This is a genomic window from Bacillus sp. JCM 19034 (assembly GCF_001310635.1).
In the GTDB taxonomy this organism is placed as follows: Bacteria; Bacillota; Bacilli; order Bacillales; family Bacillaceae_D; genus Halalkalibacter.
The window spans coordinates 221,634-244,203 of record NZ_BAXR01000001.1; the positions used below are offsets into that span (position 1 = coordinate 221,634).

Annotated in this window: 11 protein-coding genes and 6 pseudogenes; 15 read left to right on the forward strand and 2 right to left on the reverse strand. The window is 35.4% G+C overall.

The window, feature by feature from the left end; translation table 11 throughout:
- Positions 1 to 5: 5 nt before the first annotated feature.
- The 3 genes and pseudogenes from JCM19034_RS01195 (at position 6) to JCM19034_RS01205 (ending at position 3,277) form a co-directional block, all read left to right on the forward strand.
- Positions 6 to 668 (forward strand): sulfite oxidase-like oxidoreductase, encoded by a 663-nt coding sequence (locus tag JCM19034_RS01195; RefSeq protein WP_062046616.1) that lies wholly within the window; start codon positions 6 to 8, stop codon positions 666 to 668.
- 1 nt (position 669) lies between these two features.
- Positions 670 to 1,386, forward strand: a complete 717-nt coding sequence (locus tag JCM19034_RS01200; protein WP_197276334.1) for a nucleoside phosphorylase — start codon at positions 670 to 672, stop codon at positions 1,384 to 1,386.
- A gap of 191 nt (positions 1,387 to 1,577) precedes the next feature.
- Positions 1,578 to 3,277, forward strand: a pseudogene (locus JCM19034_RS01205) (ABC-ATPase domain-containing protein).
- Between the two features lie 21 nt (positions 3,278 to 3,298).
- Here JCM19034_RS01205 and JCM19034_RS01210 read toward each other — a convergent pair.
- Positions 3,299 to 3,862, reverse strand: coding sequence for a hypothetical protein (locus JCM19034_RS01210; RefSeq protein ID WP_062046620.1), 564 nt, complete (start codon positions 3,860 to 3,862; stop codon positions 3,299 to 3,301).
- Between the two features lie 220 nt (positions 3,863 to 4,082).
- On the opposite strand from JCM19034_RS01210, the gene JCM19034_RS01215 reads away from it, so the two are divergent.
- The 12 genes and pseudogenes from JCM19034_RS01215 (at position 4,083) to JCM19034_RS01275 (ending at position 21,584) form a co-directional block, all read left to right on the forward strand.
- Entirely contained in the window at positions 4,083 to 5,426 is a 1,344-nt protein-coding gene (locus tag JCM19034_RS01215) for a diguanylate cyclase domain-containing protein (RefSeq protein ID WP_062046622.1), read from the forward strand.
- 50 nt (positions 5,427 to 5,476) lie between these two features.
- Positions 5,477 to 6,216, forward strand: a pseudogene (locus JCM19034_RS20740) (putative bifunctional diguanylate cyclase/phosphodiesterase).
- Positions 6,217 to 6,431: 215 nt separating this feature from the next.
- Entirely contained in the window at positions 6,432 to 7,931 is a 1,500-nt protein-coding gene (locus JCM19034_RS01230) for an alpha-glucosidase/alpha-galactosidase (protein WP_062046627.1), read from the forward strand.
- Between the two features lie 264 nt (positions 7,932 to 8,195).
- Entirely contained in the window at positions 8,196 to 9,695 is a 1,500-nt protein-coding gene (locus tag JCM19034_RS01235) for an alpha-N-arabinofuranosidase (RefSeq protein WP_062046629.1), read from the forward strand.
- Between the two features lie 200 nt (positions 9,696 to 9,895).
- Positions 9,896 to 10,921: pseudogene (locus JCM19034_RS01240) on the forward strand (aldose epimerase family protein); the annotation flags it as partial.
- Between the two features lie 236 nt (positions 10,922 to 11,157).
- On the forward strand, positions 11,158 to 11,847 hold the full coding sequence (araD, locus tag JCM19034_RS01245; RefSeq protein WP_062046634.1) for an L-ribulose-5-phosphate 4-epimerase: 690 nt from the start codon (positions 11,158 to 11,160) through the stop codon (positions 11,845 to 11,847).
- Positions 11,848 to 11,889: 42 nt separating this feature from the next.
- A pseudogene (gene araA / locus JCM19034_RS01250) lies at positions 11,890 to 13,364 on the forward strand (L-arabinose isomerase).
- A 139-nt stretch (positions 13,365 to 13,503) separates the two neighbouring features.
- Positions 13,504 to 14,604 carry a GntR family transcriptional regulator gene (locus tag JCM19034_RS01255; RefSeq protein WP_062046636.1) on the forward strand — a complete coding sequence of 367 codons (1,101 nt, stop codon included), beginning with the start codon at positions 13,504 to 13,506 and terminating at the stop codon, positions 14,602 to 14,604.
- A 319-nt stretch (positions 14,605 to 14,923) separates the two neighbouring features.
- Positions 14,924 to 15,883: a family 43 glycosylhydrolase gene (locus JCM19034_RS01260; RefSeq protein ID WP_062046638.1), complete on the forward strand. Its 960-nt coding sequence runs from the start codon at positions 14,924 to 14,926 to the stop codon at positions 15,881 to 15,883.
- A 279-nt stretch (positions 15,884 to 16,162) separates the two neighbouring features.
- On the forward strand, positions 16,163 to 17,671 hold the full coding sequence (locus tag JCM19034_RS01265; protein ID WP_062046640.1) for a BCCT family transporter: 1,509 nt from the start codon (positions 16,163 to 16,165) through the stop codon (positions 17,669 to 17,671).
- 285 nt (positions 17,672 to 17,956) lie between these two features.
- A pseudogene (gene ppc / locus JCM19034_RS01270) lies at positions 17,957 to 20,710 on the forward strand (phosphoenolpyruvate carboxylase).
- A gap of 232 nt (positions 20,711 to 20,942) precedes the next feature.
- Positions 20,943 to 21,584, forward strand: a complete 642-nt coding sequence (locus tag JCM19034_RS01275; RefSeq protein ID WP_370621799.1) for a spore coat protein — start codon at positions 20,943 to 20,945, stop codon at positions 21,582 to 21,584.
- Positions 21,585 to 21,709: 125 nt separating this feature from the next.
- On the opposite strand, the pseudogene JCM19034_RS01280 reads toward JCM19034_RS01275, so the two are convergent.
- Positions 21,710 to 22,464: pseudogene (locus JCM19034_RS01280) on the reverse strand (NADPH-dependent oxidoreductase).
- Positions 22,465 to 22,570: the final 106 nt, after the last annotated feature.

Here is a 22,570-nt window from a genome sequence, read left to right on the forward strand (position 1 = left end):
TCATTATGAAAAAAGCCGATCGAATTAAACGTATGAAAACACCGAAGAACCAAGAAGATTTTAACGGTCGTTTGCCAAGAGGACAAGTATTAACAGAAAAATTTCCAATTTTACATGAAGGCGATGTTCCTACATACGATCTTGATAATTGGGATTTAAAAATAACAGGAAAAGTGAATAAAGAAGTCAGTTTAAAATATGAGGATATTTTGAATATGCCGCAAATCGATATCACGGTTGATATTCATTGTGTTACTAGGTGGTCACGATTTAATAATACGTTTACAGGTGTACGCTTTCGTGATTTTTTAAAGGAAATTGGTGTACAGCCAAAAAGCAACTATGTGATGCTGAAAGGTGATTACGACTACACATCAAACATTGAGTTAGATGATTTAATGGGAGATGATATTCTTTTAGCACATTCATTTGAAGGAAAGCCATTAACAGATAAGCACGGGTGGCCTTTAAGACTCGTCGTACCACATTTGTATTTTTGGAAAAGTGTGAAATGGTTACGTGGCTTTGAATTCATTGATGAAAATGAACCAGGATTCTGGGAACAAAATGGGTTTCATTTACGAGGAGACCCTTTCAAAGAAGAACGGTTTTCTGGTGAAGATTTAGATATACCTGAAGATGAGTGGGAGAAAAAGGAGTTTGATTAAGTTGTTACCGAACCTCAAAATTGATTCGAAACAATTGCCAAAAAAAGTAGTAGTTTGTGGTGATCCAGAAAGAGCCAAATCTATCTCAACATATTTAAAAAATGCTGAAAAACTAGCACGAAATCGAGAGTATCATTCGTACGTAGGTAAATATAATGGCGAAGAAATTGCTGTTATTAGCCATGGGGTAGGTGGGCCTGGGGCAGCAGTTTGTTTTGAGGAATTAATCATGGGCGGCGTTGAAACGATCATTCGTATTGGTACAGCTGGTTCTTATCGTAAAGAGATTCCAGCTGGGAGCATAGTTATTAGTACCGCTGCTGTCCGATGTGATGGTTTATCTAAACAGTTAGTCCCTGTTGAGTTTCCAGCTGTAGCTAATCGTGAAATTGTTGAATCGTTAGTAAAAGCGTCTAAAAAGCAATCGGTTTTAACATACGAAGGAATTACATTAACGCTAGATGCATTCTATTTAGGAAGTATTACTTTTCCTCATGATATTTATAAAAAATCGAATGTATTAGCAGTTGAAATGGAAAATGCCGCTTTATTTACGATTGCAAATTTAAGAGGAGTTCGTGCTGGAGCAATTTTAGCAATTGATGGTTATGCAGATGATAATTTAAGAGAAAATTATCATCCTGATACGGAGAAAGTGAAAGAAGCGATTTCCCAAGAAGTGAAGGTCGCTCTTGATGCGATTACATCACTATCATAATATATAGGGTAGGAAGCCGTTATCGTTTAATACAAACGGCTTTTTCCTATGTGGAGAGTTATTGATATTGACGTATCAATGATTTTTAGATGATGTTGAAATATAGAATTTATCCCAATTTTGATCCCTTAAAATGATATTTTGCATTCAAATGGTAATTCTAAATTTGAACGTGGTGGAGGTATTGGTTTGTGAATGATCTAATGAACATTTTACAGAAAATAGACCAAAAAGGGTATAAAGCTTATAAAGAAATAAAAGGAACTTACTTATTTCCAACTTATTTATTACATATAGACTATGTCCAAGGTGATCCCTTTGCTAGTCCATCCAAAGTTAGAATTTCGATTCCCTTAACAGAAGTGGCTATTAAAAAAGAATGGTGCAAAAAACGTTATCGACGAGTTCGATGTGAGGATACTGTTGCAAGAAGGATTGGAAGCCATTTAAATAAGAAACGAAGTAATGTAAGAGGTGCTGGAAAAAGTGGACATATTTTGTTTGATGCACCTAAACAAAAAATTATCGAGCGTTCAGCGGTGATGATCGATGAGGAAGAGCTCATCGTTTGTTTAAGCGTTGTCTTACCCGCAAATGGGAGACGCATTGCTGCAAGGGATGCAGAAGCGTTATTTTGTTCTTATATTCCTGAAATTATTGAACGTGCAATTTTAAAATTACCAAATAATGAGATTTCGAGTGCGATTAAGTTAGCAGACCAGCAGTTTACCATTCGTCAATTTATAAAGGAGCATGACTATATTGCCTTTATTGCAAATGGATCTATTTTACCTCGTGAAAGTGGAGTGAGCGATTTACCGCTTAAAGACGGAGTCATTCCTTTTAAGTCACCAGAAAGTTTGGAAATTTCTATAAAAGTACCACATCAAACAGAGCCGGTAAAAGGAATGGCAATAAAGAAAGGAATAACTCTAATAGTAGGTGGAGGTTATCACGGGAAATCAACGCTGTTAAAGGCTATTGAAAATGGAATATATGATCACTGCGAAAAGGATGGTCGTGAATTTGTCATTACAGATGATCATGTTGTGAAAATTCGTGCAGAAGATGGACGTAGTGTAAACGAAGTAAATATCTCTCCTTTTATTACTACACTGCCATTAATGAAAAATACAATGAAATTTTCAACAGATAATGCAAGTGGAAGTACGTCACAAGCAGCGAATTTAGTAGAAATGTTAGAGGTAGGTGCAAAAGCGTTATTACTTGATGAAGATACAACAGCCACTAACTTTATGATACGTGATGCGAGAATGCAGCTGTTGATTGCAAAAGAGTTAGAACCGATTACACCTTCGTTGATAAAGTTGAACAATTAAAAGATGAAAAGGATGTTTCAACTATTATTGTGATGGGAGGATCCGGTGATTACTTTGATGTAGCTGATCTCGTGATAAAAATGGAGCATTTCCGCCCTATCAATGTGACAACTGAAGCAAAACGGATATCGAAGCAAATAAAAGGGAATCGTCATCATGAAGGAGGGGCTTCATTTGGAGAAATTTCACATCGAGTACCGAAACCAATTAGTTTAAACAGTAGAAATGGTAAGAAGGTTCAAGCTAGTGCTCGCGGCTTAACAAAGATTCAGTATGGAGTAGAAATCATTGACCTCCAATATGTAGAACAATTAGTTGAAGAAAGTCAGACTAGGATGATAGCAGACGTTTTGTATTATTTGGAGCGAAATGGAATAATGAAACATAAAAAAACGATAAACGAGCTTTTAGAACTAGTTGAGAAGCAGTTAGAAGAGAAAGGAATATCGTTTGCATCGACATTTTATGGTCATCCAGGAGAAGTAGCTAGACCTAGACGATTTGAAATAGCTGCTGCCCTGAATCGTTTACGGTCTTTAAAAATTCAATAAGTAAGATTAAGGGACAGTAGTTTAGACGTACGTTCCCTTAATTTTTAGAAAGAATTTTGTAAACCAATAAGAAATCAATGTTATCACAATGTTAATTAGAAATAAATAAAATAAATTCATTCCATTTTCAAGCCGAAGGAGGTCCAGGATTAGAGAAAGACCACCAAAACCATAGGCAAAAATAAATGAAGCAATGATAGTATAAATATACATGTTACGTTTATAGTCCGTACAAAATTGATAAAGAAGCATAAATGTTACGGGGAATAACACAGTCGTTACGGTAATGCCGACTGGTAGCATATGAGTTAAACTATGAGGATGGATAATTAAGTTATTCATCGACATAATATTATCAATATTAGCCCACAAGACATGAGTTGTATATCCAAAAAAACATATTTCAAATAGCCTCTTTTTTTCAATTAATATGTATAAAATGATTAAAGGTAAAGTGATTGTGGCTACGTTTACCCAAAAATACCATGTGTCAAAACCGGCATAACGCGTCCAAAACTCAGTCGTTAAGGTTACAAGCTCTTCCTTTGTTTTTAAGATGTCTTCATATAAGTGTTCTTTATCCATAATGAGCAAACCTCCATGTAAACAATTACATATAAATTAGTATGACCTATAGTCGAAAGTTTAACTCATAATAAAAAAATATAGTGTATATTGCCTAAAGCTTTAGTATGATAATGATAGAAACTTTTGCTAGACTAAGAGAAGGTGACAATATGGAAGATATGACTAATAGTGATGTATATCAGTATTATCAGTCATTGTTTAAATTAAATAACAATCCATGTTTTATTTTAAACATGATGGTGAATTTATTTTATGTAATGAAGCAACATTAAAGCTATTTGATTACACAAACGAAGAATTTATAAAAAAACCTTTTATTGAATTAATAGATGAGTCAAGACTAGCACAAACAGAGAAGCATATTAAGCGTATTTACCATGGTTATAAAGATCATTTTGAAACAATAGTTCAAACGAAACATCAACAACGTTATGAATTAGCTTTAACTGCTGCCCCTATTTATAAAGACGGACAAATAGCAGCGGTAGTTGTGATGGCAAAAGATATTACACTCGAAAAAAAGCAAGAAATTCTTTTAAGCAGTCAGAATAAAATTTTAGAAATGATAACAAAGGACGCTCCGATTTCCGTTGTTTTAAATCACGTTTGTTACTTAGTTGAAAGTGTATTGGACGGAGGAGTTACTTCGATTCTACTATTAGATCCTAGTGAAAATCGCCTAATTCAAGCTTCTTCGCCTAATTTGCCAGCGAAACTTCCGAAGGTTATAAATAATATCCCAGTTGGTTATGGTAACGGTTCATGTGGTACAGCTGCCTATTTAAAAAAACCTATCATTGTTACGGATATAGAAGTTAGCCCTCTTTTTAAAGACTTCCGAAACGTTTTGTTAGATTATGATTATCGTTCTTGTTGGTCAATACCTATTCTTGATAATAAAAATAATGTCTTTGGCGTATTTGCTATCTATAATCAAGGTTCATGTGTACCAAAGGAAGATGATTTAGAAATTATTAAAAAAGCAACATATTTAGCCCATTTAATAATCAAACATTATCGAGCAGAAGAACGAATTAATTTTATGGCCTTTCACGATGACTTAACAGGTCTCGCTAATCGACGTCTATTTGATAAAAGAGTGAGAAAGACGATAACTGAAGCGACGAAAGATATAAAAATCGGACTACTGTATTTAGATTTAGATCGTTTTAAATTAATTAATGATTCATTAGGACATAAAATCGGTGACCTATTATTAGTTGAAGTAGCTAAACGGTTAAATGCTTGTATAACGGATCAAGATACAGCTTCAAGGCAAGGCGGAGATGAATTTACAATCCTTGTAAATAATGTAAATAAAGAACGTTTGGAAAATTTAGCAAAAGTCATTTTACATAAGCTAGATACCCCATTTTATATTGAAGGACATGAAATCTTTGTCACACCGAGTATAGGAATTAGCTTATATCCTGATGATGGAGATGAAGTGGCAGAGCTTATTCGAAAAGCAGATGTTGCGATGTATCAAGCAAAAACCAAGGAAGAAGTCATTATCAATTTTATGATCCGCAATTGGACAAACGGAATTATGCCAGACTAGAGCTCGAAAATGAGTTAAGAAAAGCCCTTAATCGAGAAGAATTTCACCTTGTGTATCAACCGATTATTAATTTAACGTCAAATGAAATGGTGAGCGTTGAAGCATTATTACGTTGGAAAAATAAACGACTTGGTTCAGTATCACCTCAAAAATTTATTCCAGTCGCAGAAGAAACTGGGATGATTATCCTATTGGTGACTGGGTTTTAAGATCAGCTTGTCAGCAATTAAAAGAATGGGATCAAAAGGGTCTTTCGAACTTCACATTATCAGTTAACTTATCGATAAGGCAGTTTTATCAGCCTGATCTCATTAATAAAATTGCTGAGTACTTGAAGGTGACCAATATTGAACCGAGCAGGTTAACAATTGAAATTACTGAAAGTATGACGATGAATGTAGAGACAGCTACCTTAATTTTAAAGGATCTAAAACGTTTAGGTGTTAATATTTCTGTAGATGATTTTGGGACAGGCTATAGTTCATTAAATTATTTAAAGACATTTCCAATAGACTATTTAAAAATTGACCAATCTTTCACAAAGGATATTACGAAATCAAAGGATGATGAAAATATCGCCAATATTATTCTTTTGATGGCTCATAATCTAGGGCTAAAAGTGATTGCGGAAGGTGTTGAAACATATAAGCAACTAAAAATATTACGTTTAAATGAATGTGATGAAGCACAAGGATATTTATTTAGTAAACCGTTAAGACCTTTGGAGCTTGAAGAGCTGGTCAATAGTTTTAATCAGTTATTAACTAAATTAGCAAGTGAGAATTCATAAAGTATATGAAAATGGGAACGTGATAATAGAAAATCAGAAAAGAGTACTGGCATACAGTGCTTTTTTTGTTTTGGAATAAAAAATGGCTATTGAAGTTAATATATTTTACTATTATCAATGAGATAAGTTAGTAAATTGAAAGCGTTTAATCTACTTTGATGTTACAATTTTCATCATAATTAAATTATATTATCATGCCTATTAAGGAGGAAATTATGTCATTTAAAGTAGCATTTATCGGTGCAGGTAGTATTGGGTTTACTAGAGGACTATTACGAGATTTGTTAACGGTTCCAGAATTTCATAATATTGAAATTGCATTTACGGACATTAATGAACGTAACTTGGAAATGGTAACGGAATTATGTCAGCGTGATATTGATGAAAATGGATTAAATATCCAAATTCAGTCATCGTTAGACCGACGCAAAGCATTGCGAAATGCAAGATATATATTTACTGTTGTAAGAATAGGTGGATTAGAAGCATTTACAACAGATATAGAAATTCCTTTAAAGTACGGAATTGATCAATGTGTTGGTGACACACTTTGTGCTGGCGGCATTATGTATGGTCAACGAGGGATTGCAGAGATGATGAACATATGTAAGGACATACGTGAGGTTTGTGAACCTAATTGTCTGCACTTAAATTATGCGAATCCGATGGCAATGTTAACATGGGCTTGTAATCAGTACGGTGGGGTACGAACAATAGGCTTATGTCATGGTGTGCAAGGCGGGCATCGGCAAATTGCAGAAGCGTTTGGTTTAGAAAAAGAAGACATCGATATCATTTGTGCAGGTATAAATCATCAAACGTGGTATATACAAGTGAAACATAAAGAAATAGACTTGACCGATAAGGTGTTAGAAGCGTTTGAAAACCATCCAGAATTTCGAAAGACTGAAAAGGTTCGAATCGATATGCTCAAACGTTTTGGTTATTATAGTACAGAATCTAATGGGCACTTGAGTGAATATGTACCATGGTATAGAAAGAGACATGATGAAATTCATGACTGGATTGATTTAGGAACATGGATTAATGGTGAAACAGGAGGATATTTACGTGTATGTACAGAAGGTCGAACATGGTTTGAGACTGATTTTCCAAATTGGTTAAAGGAACCGGCGTTATCTTATTCTTCTCGGGAGCGTGGTGAAGAGCACGGTTCGTACATTATTGAAGGATTAGAAACGGGAAGAGTGTATCGTGGTCATTTTAATGTTGTCAATAATGGAGTGATTTCTAATTTGCCAGACGATGCAATTATTGAGGCACCCGGTTATGTTGATCGTAACGGTATTAATATGCCACATATTGGTGATTTACCTCATGGATGTGCAGCAGTTTGTCAAGCAAGCATTTCTGTTCAAAGACTTTCAGTTGAGGCTGCAATTAATGGAAATGATAAATTGCTGCGACAAGCGTTTATGGTGGATCCCTTAGTTGGGGCGGTTTGTAACCCTCCTGAAATTTGGCAACTAGTTGATGAAATGCTCGTTGCCCAAGAACAATGGCTACCACAATATAAACTAGCAATTAAAGAGGCGAAGAAGAAACTTTCAACAGAACCGTTTATTCCAACACGTCAATATAAAGGGGCGGCTAGAATTAAACCAAAAACAGTCGAGGAAATGCAGCAAAATCGTCATGAAGCAATGAAAAATGCTTCCGAAGCTGATAAAGCAAAAGAGAGACCTTCTTCATAATTGAAGTGCTCATAAGAGTTTTTCTTATGAGCACTTTTTTAGGTAGCTATATAAATGAAGTCGTAAATGGAAGCAAACAAATAACGTTATTATGTTAATTTTGCTGTTTTTATACTGAGAGTTAAAATTTGTTTGTTTTGAACTTTACAACCGGAAAATAGTTTATTATAATTATAGAAACATTAACTAATTAGTAAATTAGTTAATATATGTTCAAATATTATTTAGTATATTGAAAACGTTTTAATTGTAGGAGGGAATACGATGAAAAAGGCTAAAATGGTAGTAGACAAAGAGTTTAAGATTGCAGAAATCGACCAAAGAATATACGGATCGTTTATTGAACATTTGGGAAGAGCGGTTTATGGAGGAATTTATGAACCAAATCATCCTAATGCAGATGAGCATGGTTTTCGCCAAGATGTTATTGATTTAGTTAAGGAACTTCAAGTACCAATTGTCCGCTATCCAGGAGGAAATATGGTGTCCGCTTATAATTGGGAGGATGGAGTTGGACCTAAAGAAGAGCGCCCTCGTCGATTAGAGCTAGCTTGGAGAACAATCGAAACAAATGAAGTAGGTACGAATGAATTTGTTGATTGGGCAAAAAAGGTAAATTCCGAAGTAATGATGGCCATTAACTTAGGTACTCGAGGTATTGACGCAGCTAGAAACTTTATTGAATATTGTAATCATCCTGGAGGAACATATTGGAGTGATTTAAGAAAAGAACATGGGTATGAACAGCCTCATAATATTAAAACGTGGTGTTTAGGAAATGAAATGGATGGCCCATGGCAAGTTGGGCATAAAACAGCTGACGAATACGGAAGATTAGCTCAAGAAACTGCTAAGGCAATGAAATTAGTTGATCCTTCTATTGAGCTTGTAGCTTGTGGTAGTTCAAATTCTAATATGCCGACATTCCCGCAATGGGAGGCAACTACGTTAGAGCATACGTACGAAGAGGTAGATTATATTTCATTACATCAATATTTCGGTAACCGTGATAATGATTCAGCAAATTATTTAGCTAATGGTTTGGAAATGGATCGTTTCATCAAAACTGTTATCGCAACTTGTGATTACATTAAGGCTAAAAAGCGTAGTAAAAAGCAAATGTATTTAAGCTTTGATGAATGGAATGTCTGGTACCATTCAAATGATGCCGATAAACAAATCGATCCATGGACGATTGCCCCCCCTCAGCTTGAGGATCATTATAATTTTGAAGATGCTCTACTAGTGGGAAGTTTATTAATAACATTTTTGAAGAATGCTGACCGTATTAAAATGGCTTGTATGGCTCAATTAGTAAATGTTATTGCACCAATTATGACTGAAAATGAAGGGCGTTCATGGAAGCAAACCATTTATTATCCGTACATGCATGCGTCTGTCTACGGGAGAGGTGTATCGTTAAGTCCAGTAATTTCTTCTCCTGTATATGATACGAAGGATTTCACCGATGTACCATATGTGGACAGTGCAGCTGTTTATAATGAGGAAAACGATGAAGTAACAATTTTTGCTCTTAATCGACACGTTGAGGAATCTCTAGAATTTTCAATCGATGTACGTAGTTTTGAAGGTTATCGTTTAGTTGAACACATCGTGTTAGAGCATGATGACTTAAAAGCAGTTAATACTGTAAATGAGCAAGTTGTTAAACCTCATAATAAAGGAAATGCTAAATTAGACAATGGCGTTGTTCAAGCTGTTTTATCGAATGCTTCTTGGAATGTTATTCGTTTAAAGAAATAATGGGTTGAAACGTGCCTAATGTAGGAGGAGAATCTCCTTCCCATTAGGCTTTTTAATCAAAAATAACTATTTTCGAGTGATTAAGCTTCTTTACCATAGATTGTTTTTAAGAAGTGGACTAGTGTATGATAGTGGATGAATTCTTGAATAAATTGATCCATACAAGAGGAGGAAAGAGAAGTGGAAGTTGTTAAACTTTATTCGGACAAGTTGATAATCAAGATGTACATGAATATACGTTGAAAAATGATAATGGCATGGAAGTTGCATGCATTGATTATGGCTGTATTATTACGAATATTTTAGCACCAGATCGAAATGGGAACTACGAAAGTGTTGTATTAGGGTTTGATTCATTAAAAGAGTATCAAGAGCACTCGCCTTATTTTGGGGCTATTTGCGGACGAGTAGCTGGCCGTATTAAAGCTGGTCAATTTAGTTTAAATAATAAATCATACAAGTTGGCACAAAATGACGGCAATAACCATTTACACGGTGGAGTTAAAGGTTACGATAAAGTTGTTTGGAAGTCAGAACATTTTAAAGAAACAGACAAAGTAGGCGTCGTGTATTCGTATTATAGTCAAGATGGTGAAGAGGGCTACCCAGGTAATGTGTCGATTGAGGTAACTTATTCATTGTCAAATGATAACCAATTCTCAATTGATTATAAAGCTGTCCCTGATCAGGATACATTGATTAATATGACGAACCATACATACTTTAATTTAAGCGGTAATTTAAAATCAACGATAAAAGAGCATACGTTAACGATGAAAAGTAAGCAATTCTTAAGTTTAACAGATGATTTAATGCCAACAGGTGAATTCGTTGATAGTGAAGGTACAGTATTTGACTTTAGAAACGGTAGAAAGATTATCGAAGGAATTCAATCGAATGATAAGCAAAACCTTTTAGCTGGAAAAGGTTATGACCATCCATTTTTATTAGAGAAGAATCACGATGAAGAAATTCGCCTCGAGGATGAGCAAAGTGGACGAGTACTAGTCATTGAGACAAATGAGCCGAGTGTCGTATTGTATACCGGCAATATGATAAGTGATAATTTTTCAGTTAGAGGTGTTCAGGCGGAGAAATATTTAGGCTTATGTCTTGAGACACAAGGGTTGCCTGATGCTATTCATCACGAACACTTTCCATCTGTTGTAACCAAGAAAGGTTCTACTTATAAGCGCAGAACGACGTATAGCTTTTTGACAAAATGAACTGTTTAAATAAGTAGCCGTTGGCTTTAATAAAGCAAATGCAATCAATAAGTAAGGTCTATTATGTATGCACTAGGTTTAATCGTGGATATTTATGAGTAACTTGTAATGAAATTAGCATTACGATCATGTTTCACTTTAAAGAATTCCAACAAATTTATTATAAAACTATTTATTTATTGTACGTACAAGTGTATAATGAACTTATAGATAGTAGTGAGAGGAGTGGAATGGTTTTGTTAGAAAGCTTAAAAGAAGCAGTATTAGAAGCAAATCTCGCCTTACCTAAACATGGACTTGTTACGTTTACGTGGGGAAATGTAAGTGGTATTGATCGAGAGTCAAACCTTGTAGTTATCAAGCCAAGCGGAGTTGAATATTCCGACTTAAAACGTGATGATATGGTTGTAGTGAATTTAGATGGAGAAGTGGTCGAAGGAGATCTTAAGCCTTCATCTGATACAGCTACTCACGTTACTCTATATAAGGCATTTTCAGAAATAGGTGGGATTGTTCACACTCACTCTCCATGGGCAACAAGTTGGGCACAGGCAGGAAAAGCTATTCCGGCGTTTGGAACAACTCAAGCTGATTATTTTTATGGAGAGATTCCATGCACGCGTGATATGACACAAGCTGAAATTCGCGGTGCTTATGAAATGGAAACAGGAAATGTCATAGTTGAAACGTTTGATAAAATTGATCCAATGCAAATTCCTGCTGTGCTAGTTAAGTCTCATGCTCCGTTTGTTTGGGGAAAGGATCCAGATAATGCAGTTCATAATGCTGTTGTCTTAGAGGAAGTTGCAAAAATGGCATCTAGAACATTACAATTAAACCCACATACAACAGCAATGGATCAAGATTTACTTGACAAGCACTTTTTACGTAAACATGGTGCAAATGCTTACTACGGGCAAAATTAATATTGATTGTAAATATGAATGGTCAATTAGGAGGATGAAGAAATGTTAAAAGTAAAAGAGTACGAGTTTTGGTTTGTAACTGGTAGTCAAAATTTATATGGCCCTGAAACATTAGAACAAGTTGCTAAACATTCTAAGGAAATTGTAGCAGGGTTAAATGAAAATGACTTTGATTACAACATAGTATTTAAGCCTGTTGTCAAAACACCAGATGAAATTAGACAGCTTTGTATTGATGCTAATTCAGATCCAAATTGTGCGGGGATTATTACGTGGATGCATACGTTTTCACCAGCGAAAATGTGGATTTCTGGTTTAACAGAATTACGTAAGTCGTTGTTACATTTGCACACACAATATAATCGTGATATTCCATGGGATAAGATTGATATGGATTTCATGAATTTAAATCAGGCTGCACATGGTGACAGAGAGTATGGCTTTATCGGAACAAGAATGAAAATTGGCCGTAAAGTTGTAGTTGGTCACTGGCAGGATAAAAAAGTAATCAATCGAATTGGTAGTTGGGTCCGAACAGCTGTAGCTTACGAAGAAAGTAAAACGTTAAAGATTGCCCGGTTCGGTGATAATATGCGTGAAGTTGCTGTTACGGAAGGAGATAAGGTTGAAGCACAAATTCAATTTGGTTGGTCAACATCATATTTTGGTATTGGTGATTTAGTTGCAAAAATGAATGAATTTACTAATGAAGATGTTGAAAAGCTTTTTGAAGAATATAAGGAAAAATATGATATTGCTGAAGATGAAAATATTGATTCTATTAAATATCAAGCAAAAATTGAATTAGGCTTAAAGCTTTCCTTAAAGAGGGTGGATTTACGGCATTTACGACAAACTTTGAAGATTTACACGGTATGGAGCAACTTCCAGGGTTAGCTGTACAACGTTTAATGGAACAAGGATATGGATTTGCTGGTGAAGGGGATTGGAAAACAGCAGCACTAGTTCGTTTAATGAAGATTATTGCTAATAATGAAGGAACTTCATTTATGGAGGACTATACTTATCATTTAGAAGAAGGAAACGAACTAATTCTTGGTTCACATATGTTAGAGGTTTGTCCAACTGTGGCTGCTACAAAACCGACATTGGAAGTTCATCCACTTGGTATTGGTGGTAAGGACGATCCTGCACGTATGGTCTTTGATGGAGATGCGGGTGAAGCTGTAAATGCTTCAATTATTGATTTAGGAAATCGTTTCCGACTTATTGTTAACGAAGTAGAAGCTGTTAAGTCGGAAATCGAAATGCCTAATTTACCAGTTGCTAAAGTTCTTTGGAAACCGAAGCCATCTTTAAGTGAATCAGCTGAAGCGTGGATTTATGCTGGTGGAGCTCACCATACAGTCTTTTCATTTAAAGTTACACCAGAACAATTATACGATTGGGCAACAATGGTCAACATTGAATGTGTCTTTATTAATGATAAGACAGAAGTTATGCAGTTCCGAAATGAATTAAAATGGAATGATATTGCGTATCGTTTAGATAAATAACCTTTATTAATAAGTGTCTTAGATGGTGAACCCATTTAAGGCACTTTCTTAACCAATCGAATGAATTTTGCCTTATTGGAAGAAGTTGTGGTAACATGTACGTATATTTATTAGTACGTAAAGAATTGAGGTTACGACTGTGACAAAATACGGTAAAGTAAAACAAGTCATAAAATCTAGGATATTAGATGGGACGTATGTGCCTAATCAAAAGATAAATTCAGAAAATGAACTAATGAAGGAATTTGGAGTTAGTCGACATACGATTCGAATCGCAATAGGAGAATTAGTTACAGAAGGTTGGTTGTATCGTGAGCAAGGTTCGGGTACTTTTTGTGCTGATCGAACAAAACAAGATAAACCTAGTAATTACGATACTAAAAACATTGCAATTATTACAACCTATATCTCAGATTACATTTTCCCTAGCATTATTCGCGGTGCAGAATCATATTTAAGTGAGCGAGGTTACCAAGTTAGTCTATTTAGCACTAATAATAATATTGAAAATGAACGACGTATACTTGAAACGATTTTATCCCAATCTTTTGATGGTATTATTGTAGAACCTACAAAAAGCTCCTTCGCCAACCCTAATATTAATTATTACTTTAATTTAGAAAGAATGGATATCCCTTACATTATGATTAATGCTTATTATGATGAACTTGAACCAGTTTGTTTATTAGTCGATGATGAAAAGGGAGGCTATTTACAAACGGAACATTTGATTAAACAAGGGCATACAAACATCGTAGGCTTATTTAAGACAGACGATAATCAAGGAATAAAGCGTATGAAAGGATATGTAAAGGCACACCGTAAACATCAAGTACCGATAATTCCAACGAATATTGTTACGTATTATTCCGAAGAAAAGCTCGATAAACCAGCAAAAGAGCTCGAGAGGTTATTGTCACAGGCAGAAAGACCAACTGCTCTTGTTTGTTACAATGATGAATTAGCTCTTATATTAATGGATTTGTTGCGAGCCAAGCGGTTACAAGTACCAAAAGACATATCATTGGTAGGTTATGACGATTCCTTTTTAGCGGAGATTTCAGAAGTGAAATTGACCTCCATTAATCACCCTAAAAGTAAAATGGGTGAACAGGCAGCTGAAATGATTATTCAAATGATTGAAAACGACCCGAATCGGAAAAAAGGTAATCTACAATTAGACTCAATTGTGTATGAACCGGAACTCATAGTAAGACAATCAACTGTTGAGCAGGAATAATGATAGAGCTGAGGGGTGAGCGTTTTTAAGGTTTGACTTAATTTAAAAAACGCTCGTTTTTCATATGACGAATTGTAATAATAAGTGCGACACCAAAAAATGATTGTCACTGCTGTTCGCTATTCATTTTGATAGACCGCTTCTTTTTTTAGAAAACGAGTAGCTAATAATGGAAGTAATATCTTGTAATTAGAATGAATAACGTTTACAATAATATTGTACGTACAACGTTAATCGTTAAACGTTTCTTTTTTTGGTCAAATCATTAACATATATATGATTTGATTAACAAAGATAAATGATGAGGAGATGAGAATTAATGACAACACAACCTTACAAAAATCCATTAATTGAGCAACGAGCAGATCCTTGGGTGTATAAACATGAAGATGGATATTATTATTTTACAGCTTCTGTACCTGAATATGATCTCATTGAACTACGTCGTTCAAAAACGATTGATGGTCTTCGTGAAGCGAATCCAGTGGTGGCTTGGAGAAAGCATGAGACAGGTATGTTGAGTGCCAATATTTGGGCTCCTGAAATACATTACATTGATGGTAAGTGGTATATTTATTTTGCGGCCGCACACACTTCGGAAACGAATGAAGGTTTATTTGATCACCGCATGTACGCACTTGAAAATGAATCAGCAAACCCACTTGAGGGTGAATGGGTTGAAAAGGGACAAGTGAAGACGAAATGGGAAAGCTTTGCACTAGATGCTACTTCATTTGAACATAAAGGCATTCGTTATTATGTTTGGGCTCAAAAAGACCCAAATATTGAAGGTAATTCTAACTTATATATTTCTGAAATGGAGAACCCTTGGACTTTAAAGGGAGAACAAGTAATGATTTCAACTCCGGAATATGATTGGGAGAAAATAGGATTCCTTGTTAATGAAGGTGCAGCAGTTCTTAAGAGAAACGGCAAGATTTTCATTGCATTCTCTGGTAGTGCGACTGATTATAACTATTGCATGGGCATATTAGTTGCTGATGAGGATAGTAACTTGCTTGATCCGAATTCTTGGCATAAGCATCCTGAACCTGTATTTAAAACGAATGAAGAATCTGGACAATACGGACCAGGTCATAATAGTTTTACTGTCTCTGAGGATGGCAAGCATGATGTACTAATTTATCATGCTCGAAATTATAAAGAAATTGAAGGAGATCCTTTGTACGACCCAAATCGTCATACACGTGCACAAATATTTAGTTATGATGAAAATGGTTTCCCACAATTTGGCATCCCTGTACCAGATGAAAGATAAAATATTATAATTTTAAAAGTGAGTATTGCACGACTAGTGTAATGCTCACTTTTTTGTGGTTTAGCAATCAGCTATAATCATTTTCATGCTGTTTTTTTATTATCGAAATTTAATTAACTATCTATTAACCCCGTCCTAAATTTTAGAACGGGGTTATCTTATTTTACAGTGATTATGGAAAAAGTAAATTTATTTTTAACATATTGATAAGTAACACTTATTAAAAATGGGCAAGTTAGATAATAAGTGTTCTTTAAATGGCCCACTAGGGGGATGTATATGAATAAAATATCAAGTGTTTTTTGGATTACCATTACGATTGTATTAGTTTCTGTGATCTTCGGTGTTGTGGCACCTAATCTATTTGAGCAGCTCACGGAAAATGTACAAGCATTTATTACGTCTACTTTTGGCTGGTATTACTTAATCCTTGTCTCAATCATTGTTATTTTTTGTCTTTTTCTTATATTTAGTCCCGTTGGTGCAATCAAGCTAGGAAAGCCCGATGAACAGCCGGAATACTCAAAACGAACGTGGTTTGCCATGCTTTTTAGTGCGGGGATGGGCATTGGCCTTGTATTTTGGGGCACAGCTGAGCCGTTATCTCATTATCTTGTCCCACCAATAGCAGATGGAGCTACAGATGAGGCTTTTAAAGAAGGAATGAGGTATACATTCTTCCATTGGGGGATACATGCTTGGGGCATCTATGCAATTGTAGCACTTGCCTTGGCTTATTATAAATTTAGAAAAGATGAGCCAGGGTTAATTTCCGCAACAGTAAAGCCAGTGTTAGGTAAATCAATGGAAGGCCCTTTAGGCGTTCTAGTTGACGTTCTAGCCGTATTTGCAACAGTAGTCGGGGTAGCTACAACGCTTGGATTTGGTGCTGCCCAAATTAACGGGGGATTATCGTATTTACTTGGTATTCCAAATAATGTTATGATTCAATTTTTGATTATTGCCATTGTTACAGTGCTATTTATGGTTTCTGCGTCGACCGGTTTAAGTAAAGGAATGCGGTATTTAAGTAATACGAATATGGTATTAGCCGTCCTATTATTTTTATGTGTTTTCATTTTAGGGCCATCGATTTTGGATTTGAATATGTTTACAGATACACTTGGAACATACCTCCAAAATATAGTTCGCATGAGTTTTCGGATTGCCCCTTTAAATGAAGAGCATCGAGCATGGATTAACGGTTGGACTATTTTTTATTGGGCTTGGTGGATATCTTGGTCGCCATTTGTAGGAATCTTTATTGCACGAGTTTCTCGAGGCAGAACTATTAGAGAATTTATAATAGGAGTACTATTACTACCTGCACTCGTTAGCTTTTTATGGTTCTCAGTGTTTGGAACGACTGCAATTGATGTGCAAATTTCAAGTGTCGATTTAGCACAATTTGCTACAGAAGAGGTATTGTTTGCAGTATTAAATGAAATTCCATTCTCGACGATATTATCGATTCTTGCGATAGGGTTAATTACAACCTTTTTCATAACATCTGCTGATTCTGCTACATTTGTACTTGGAATGCAAACAACCTATGGTTCGCTCACTCCGTCCAACTCTATTAAATCGATATGGGGAGTTGCCCAATCCTCCGTAGCGGCAATACTATTATATAGCGGGGGTTTACAAGCGTTACAAAATGCACTTATTATTGCCGCACTACCGTTTTCGATTATCATGCTATTCATGCTCATTTCATTATATCGTTCGTTAACGAAAGAAAAAAAGGAGCTTGGTTTATTTTTTAAGCCTCGTAAGAAAAATGGATAAGGTGATATAATCTAGAGGAGTATGATAACGTATACGACTCTAGATTTTTTTAATGTACGTAATCATCAAAATCACGGTAAAGCGTATACATTTGCGTCGAATTGTCAGAAAATATTTGCCTGTTTTCTTTAGAATATGATACTATCAATAGTAGTGTGTGTATTGTTAGTGTATATGCCGATGGGACTAAATGTGTCCGGGTGGGATGATGGAAGTCCCTTACTTATTAAGTAACGGTGATAAAGTTCGTAATGTGTTTTAGTTTTTGGATAAGGAGATGATTACATGATTGATGTGAAAAATAGTCATTCACAACTTAGGAATGATGTAAAAAAACTTGGTAACATTCTTGGCGAAATTTTAGTACATCATGGTGGATTAGATTTATTTAATAAGGTGGAATTAATAAGAGAAACAACAAAAAACTACGTCAAAATAATAATGAGGAATTATATAATAAATTAAAAGAAGAAATCCAATCTTTAAAGCCACCGGTTCGACAAAATGTAATAAGGGCATTTTCTGTATATTTTCATTTAGTTAATATTGCTGAGCAAAATCACCGAATTCGTCGACGCAGACAATATCAATTGAAAGAAAATGGTGTGGTACAACCAGTATCAATTGAAAGTGCTGTTGCAGCGATTAAAGAGCATGGCTTTTCAGAAGAATATGTACAAAATGTCATAGATGATTTATCAATTGAACTAATTATTACTGCACACCCTACGGAAGCGACAAAAAGAACGGTTTAGAAATCCAAAAGAGAATTTCGTATATTTTACAACAATTTGATAATCCGAATTTAACACAAATAGAAAAGCAAGCTTTAGATGAAGAATTATTTAATGAAGTAACTACCTTATGGCAAACAGACGAATTACGTCACCGTAAACCAACAGTTATTGATGAAGTGAAAAATGGATTGTATTACTTTGATCAAACTTTATTTGATGCATTACCTGATATTCACCAGGAATTAGAGGATCAGCTTGAAGAATATTATCCGAACGCGAAATGGACTGTACCTAATTTCTTGCAATTTGGTTCATGGATCGGAGGAGATCGTGATGGTAACCCAAATGTAACGCCAGAGATTACATGGGAAACATTAACACTCCAAAGAGAACTCGTACTGAAAAATATGAAGAATCCGTTATTGAGATAATGAAGCGATTTAGCCATTCTACTAATCGCGTAGCCATTAGTGAAGAATTAACGAATTCAGTAGTGGAAGAAGAATCAAAATATTTAAATGAAGATGAGCTATGGCCTGTTGAATCTGAACTATATCGCCGTAAATTCGCTATTATTTTAAAAAGAATTCGAGAAGTTGGGAAGTCAGAGATTGGATATGCGAATGCAGAGGAGCTCTTAGCTGATTTGCTTATTATTAAAGCAAGTGTTGAAAAGCATCAGCCGTCTGGTCGCAAGTTACGTCTAATCCGTAAGTTAATTAAGCAAGTTGAACTTTTCGGTTTCCATTTGGCGACATTGGATATTCGAAATCATAGTGGTGAGCACGAAGCAGCAATAGCTGAGCTTTTAAAAGTTGTTAATATCGCTGATGATTATAAAAACTTGCCAGAAGAAGAAAAGTTAAAGGTTCTTGAAAATGTTTTAACTGAGCCACGTCCCGTTTTATTACTAGAAGAGGATTACTCTAAAGAAACAAAAGAAGTACTTAAAGTATTTAATATGATTAAACAAGCACATAAAGAGTTCGGTCCTCGTTCTATTCAAGTTTATCTCATTAGTATGACGCAAGCTTCAAGTGATTTACTAGAAGTGCTAGTGCTTGCTAAAGAAGCAGGTATTTATCGTTTATATGCTGACGGGAAAGTTGAAAGTGGCCTAAATGTAGCTCCATTACTAGAAACGGTTGATGATTTAATCGCAGGACCACAAATCATGAAAACTCTATTTGAGATGGATGTTTACCGTAACCACATTAAAGAACGTGGCGATCATCAAGAAATTATGTTAGGTTACTCTGATGGTAGTAAAGATGGTGGTACGTTAACTGCGAATTGGAAATTATTTAAGGCACAGCAAGAAATCCATGATATGGCGAAAGAATTTAAGATTGGCTTGAAATTCTTCCATGGTCGTGGTGGTTCACTAGGTCGTGGTGGCGGTCCTTTGAATCGCAGTATTTTATCACAACCTGCAGAAACGTTAAATGATGGAGTGAAAATTACAGAGCAAGGTGAAGTACTTTCGTCACGTTACTTACTTAGGGATATTGCTTATCGCAATTTAGAACAAGCAGCGTCTGCTCTATTAGAAGCTTCAGCTAAAGTTTCTAAGAACTCTGAGCAAGGGCATTTCCGCGAAAAAGTATGGGAAGAAGCACTTGAAGAAATCTCCAAAATGTCATTAGTTAAATATCAGTCGCTTGTTTTTGGTGATAAAGACTTTTTAACATACTTTAATCAGGCTACTCCATTAAAAGAACTTGGTGCACTTAACATAGGTTCTCGACCGATGAGCCGTAAAAATAGTCAACGCTTTGAAGATTTGCGTGCGATTCCGTGGGTTTTTGCTTGGACACAATCCCGCCAAATGATTCCTGCATGGTATGCTGCAGGTACTGGATTGGAGTCTTTTGCATCGAGCAGTCAAGAAAATCTTGAGCTTTTACAAACAATGTATAAGAAATGGCCGTTTTTCCAATCAACTATTAACAATTTGCAAATGGCTCTTGTCAAAGCAGATTTATCAGCTGCGAAAGAGTACTTACAGTTAGTGGAAAATAAAGAGGTCGCTGACCGAATTTTCGGTGACATTGCTGATGAGTATGAGCGTACGCGTCAAGTATTACTCGATATTACAGGTAATAAGGAGTTATTGGATCATACACCAGCGATTAAGGAATCGGTTCAGCGTCGTAATCCATACGTTGATCCGCTCAACTTCTTACAAGTAGAATTGATTAAACAATTACGTCAGTCTGATGATCCTGAAACAGACGAGTTATTAACAGAAGTATTATTGACGATTTCTGGTATTGCTGCTGGCTTAGTTAATACAGGTTGATTCATAAAAGCTGTTAAAAGTGTTACTTTTAACAGCTTTTTTTAGTTTAAATAAAGGGAGAAGCTACAAAAATTTGGTTGAGGTGTGAAGATACAAAGGAACTATTCATTTTATTACCACTCATACTAGAGTGATTTGTGTCGATAATAAATTTTGTACCATATCAATTTCATACGGGGGAATGATCTTTATGCATATGCAGCAAATGGGTGGGCAAGCAAATCAAATGAACATGAATCAAAATATGATCAATGCTTCACAAAATAAAATGATGCAATCACAACAAATGCAGTCTCAAATGAACCATGGGGGACATGAAGTTTTTGATTTGCATGAAGTATTAGACGGAATGATTAACGTGCTTGATTCTTATATACTTGTTCGGACACATGTTAAGGATCAGGAATTAATGGATATATTAGAACGCCAATATTCTTTTATTCTTGATCAGTATAATATTACATGTGAATGTTTTCAGACTGGACAAGATCCATCTCATCCTACGAAAAAATATATGATGAAGCAAAGTAATCAAATTACGTATGGCATCAATCCGTCTCAGCCTAAAAAACCAATGCAATCAATGCATGAAGTTAGTGATCAAAGAATCGCTGTTCATATGTTAGGTTTAATTAAATCAATGGCAACAAAAATAACCATGTCTTCATTAGAGGCTACCAACCCGGTCGTTCGTCGTGTGTTAGCTGATACGGTACCGAATTATATTGAAATGGCTTATGAGATTTTCTTATATCAAAATAAGCTACAGCAATATCAAGTACCACAATTATCACCTCAAGACATGAGTGCGATGATGCAAAGCTATGCTCCTGTTATGAATCAACCAATTATGCAGAACAGGCCAATGCAGTAACTCATTAATGATGTGAGCTTGTTCGAAATCTTGGCCCTTAAAGGATTAACACCTTTAAGGGCCGAGCTTACCATAGTCGCTTAATCATTTATTGCAGTAAGAAGAGGGAGTTAAACAGAATCGTTTCAGACATCTTTGCAAGTGAATCCTTGTTGTTTCAACATTTTGGCAATGTCAGGGTAATTTCCATTGTAATGCTGGTTTTCATAAAAGCTAGCTACTCGTTTTGTCCAAGTTGTTTGCTTTTTCCCGTTCGTACGTTCTTTTGTGAATTCTGCATAGTTTTTGTTATATTGTTTAACGTTTGCTGTTTGATCTGCATGATAAAATTCTTGATGATAAAATGCTTGAAGTGGTAATCGTAAATTTTTCCCAGGATCATTTTTTCCATAACCAATACATAAACCAACGATAGGAATGACATATTTCGGTAACTGAAGTAGATTAATCACCTCAAGTGGCTTTTTCGAATTCCACCAATACTCACAGTTCCTAAACCGTATGATTCTGCTGCTGCAATGGCGTTTCCTAATGCAATACCTACATCTGTCGCTCCTACAATAACACTATCAATGTCTTCTATCGCGTTAAATGAGACACCTTCTAAATCACTTGCGATTTTTGCACGATAAAAGTCTGCACAAAATACGAGAAAGACGGGAGCTTGACGAATATGATCTTGATTTCCGCAAAGGTCCGCTAATTGATTTTTTCGTTTGTCATCTACAACAGAGATAATCGAAACTTGTTGCCCGTGAATCCATGATGGTGCTGATTGTGCTGCTTTAATAATCGTTTTTAGTTCCTCTTCTTTTATTTTCTCGTTTGAATATTGCCGAAAAGAGCGGTGATTGGTTAACGTTTTTATGACTTCATTCATGGATAAACACTCCTTTTTTTCATTATTACCTGGAAATTCTTAACGGTGATAAGTGTACTAGACGTCCTTTATAATTTCAAGAAGATTGAATTCAGTGTATGATGTA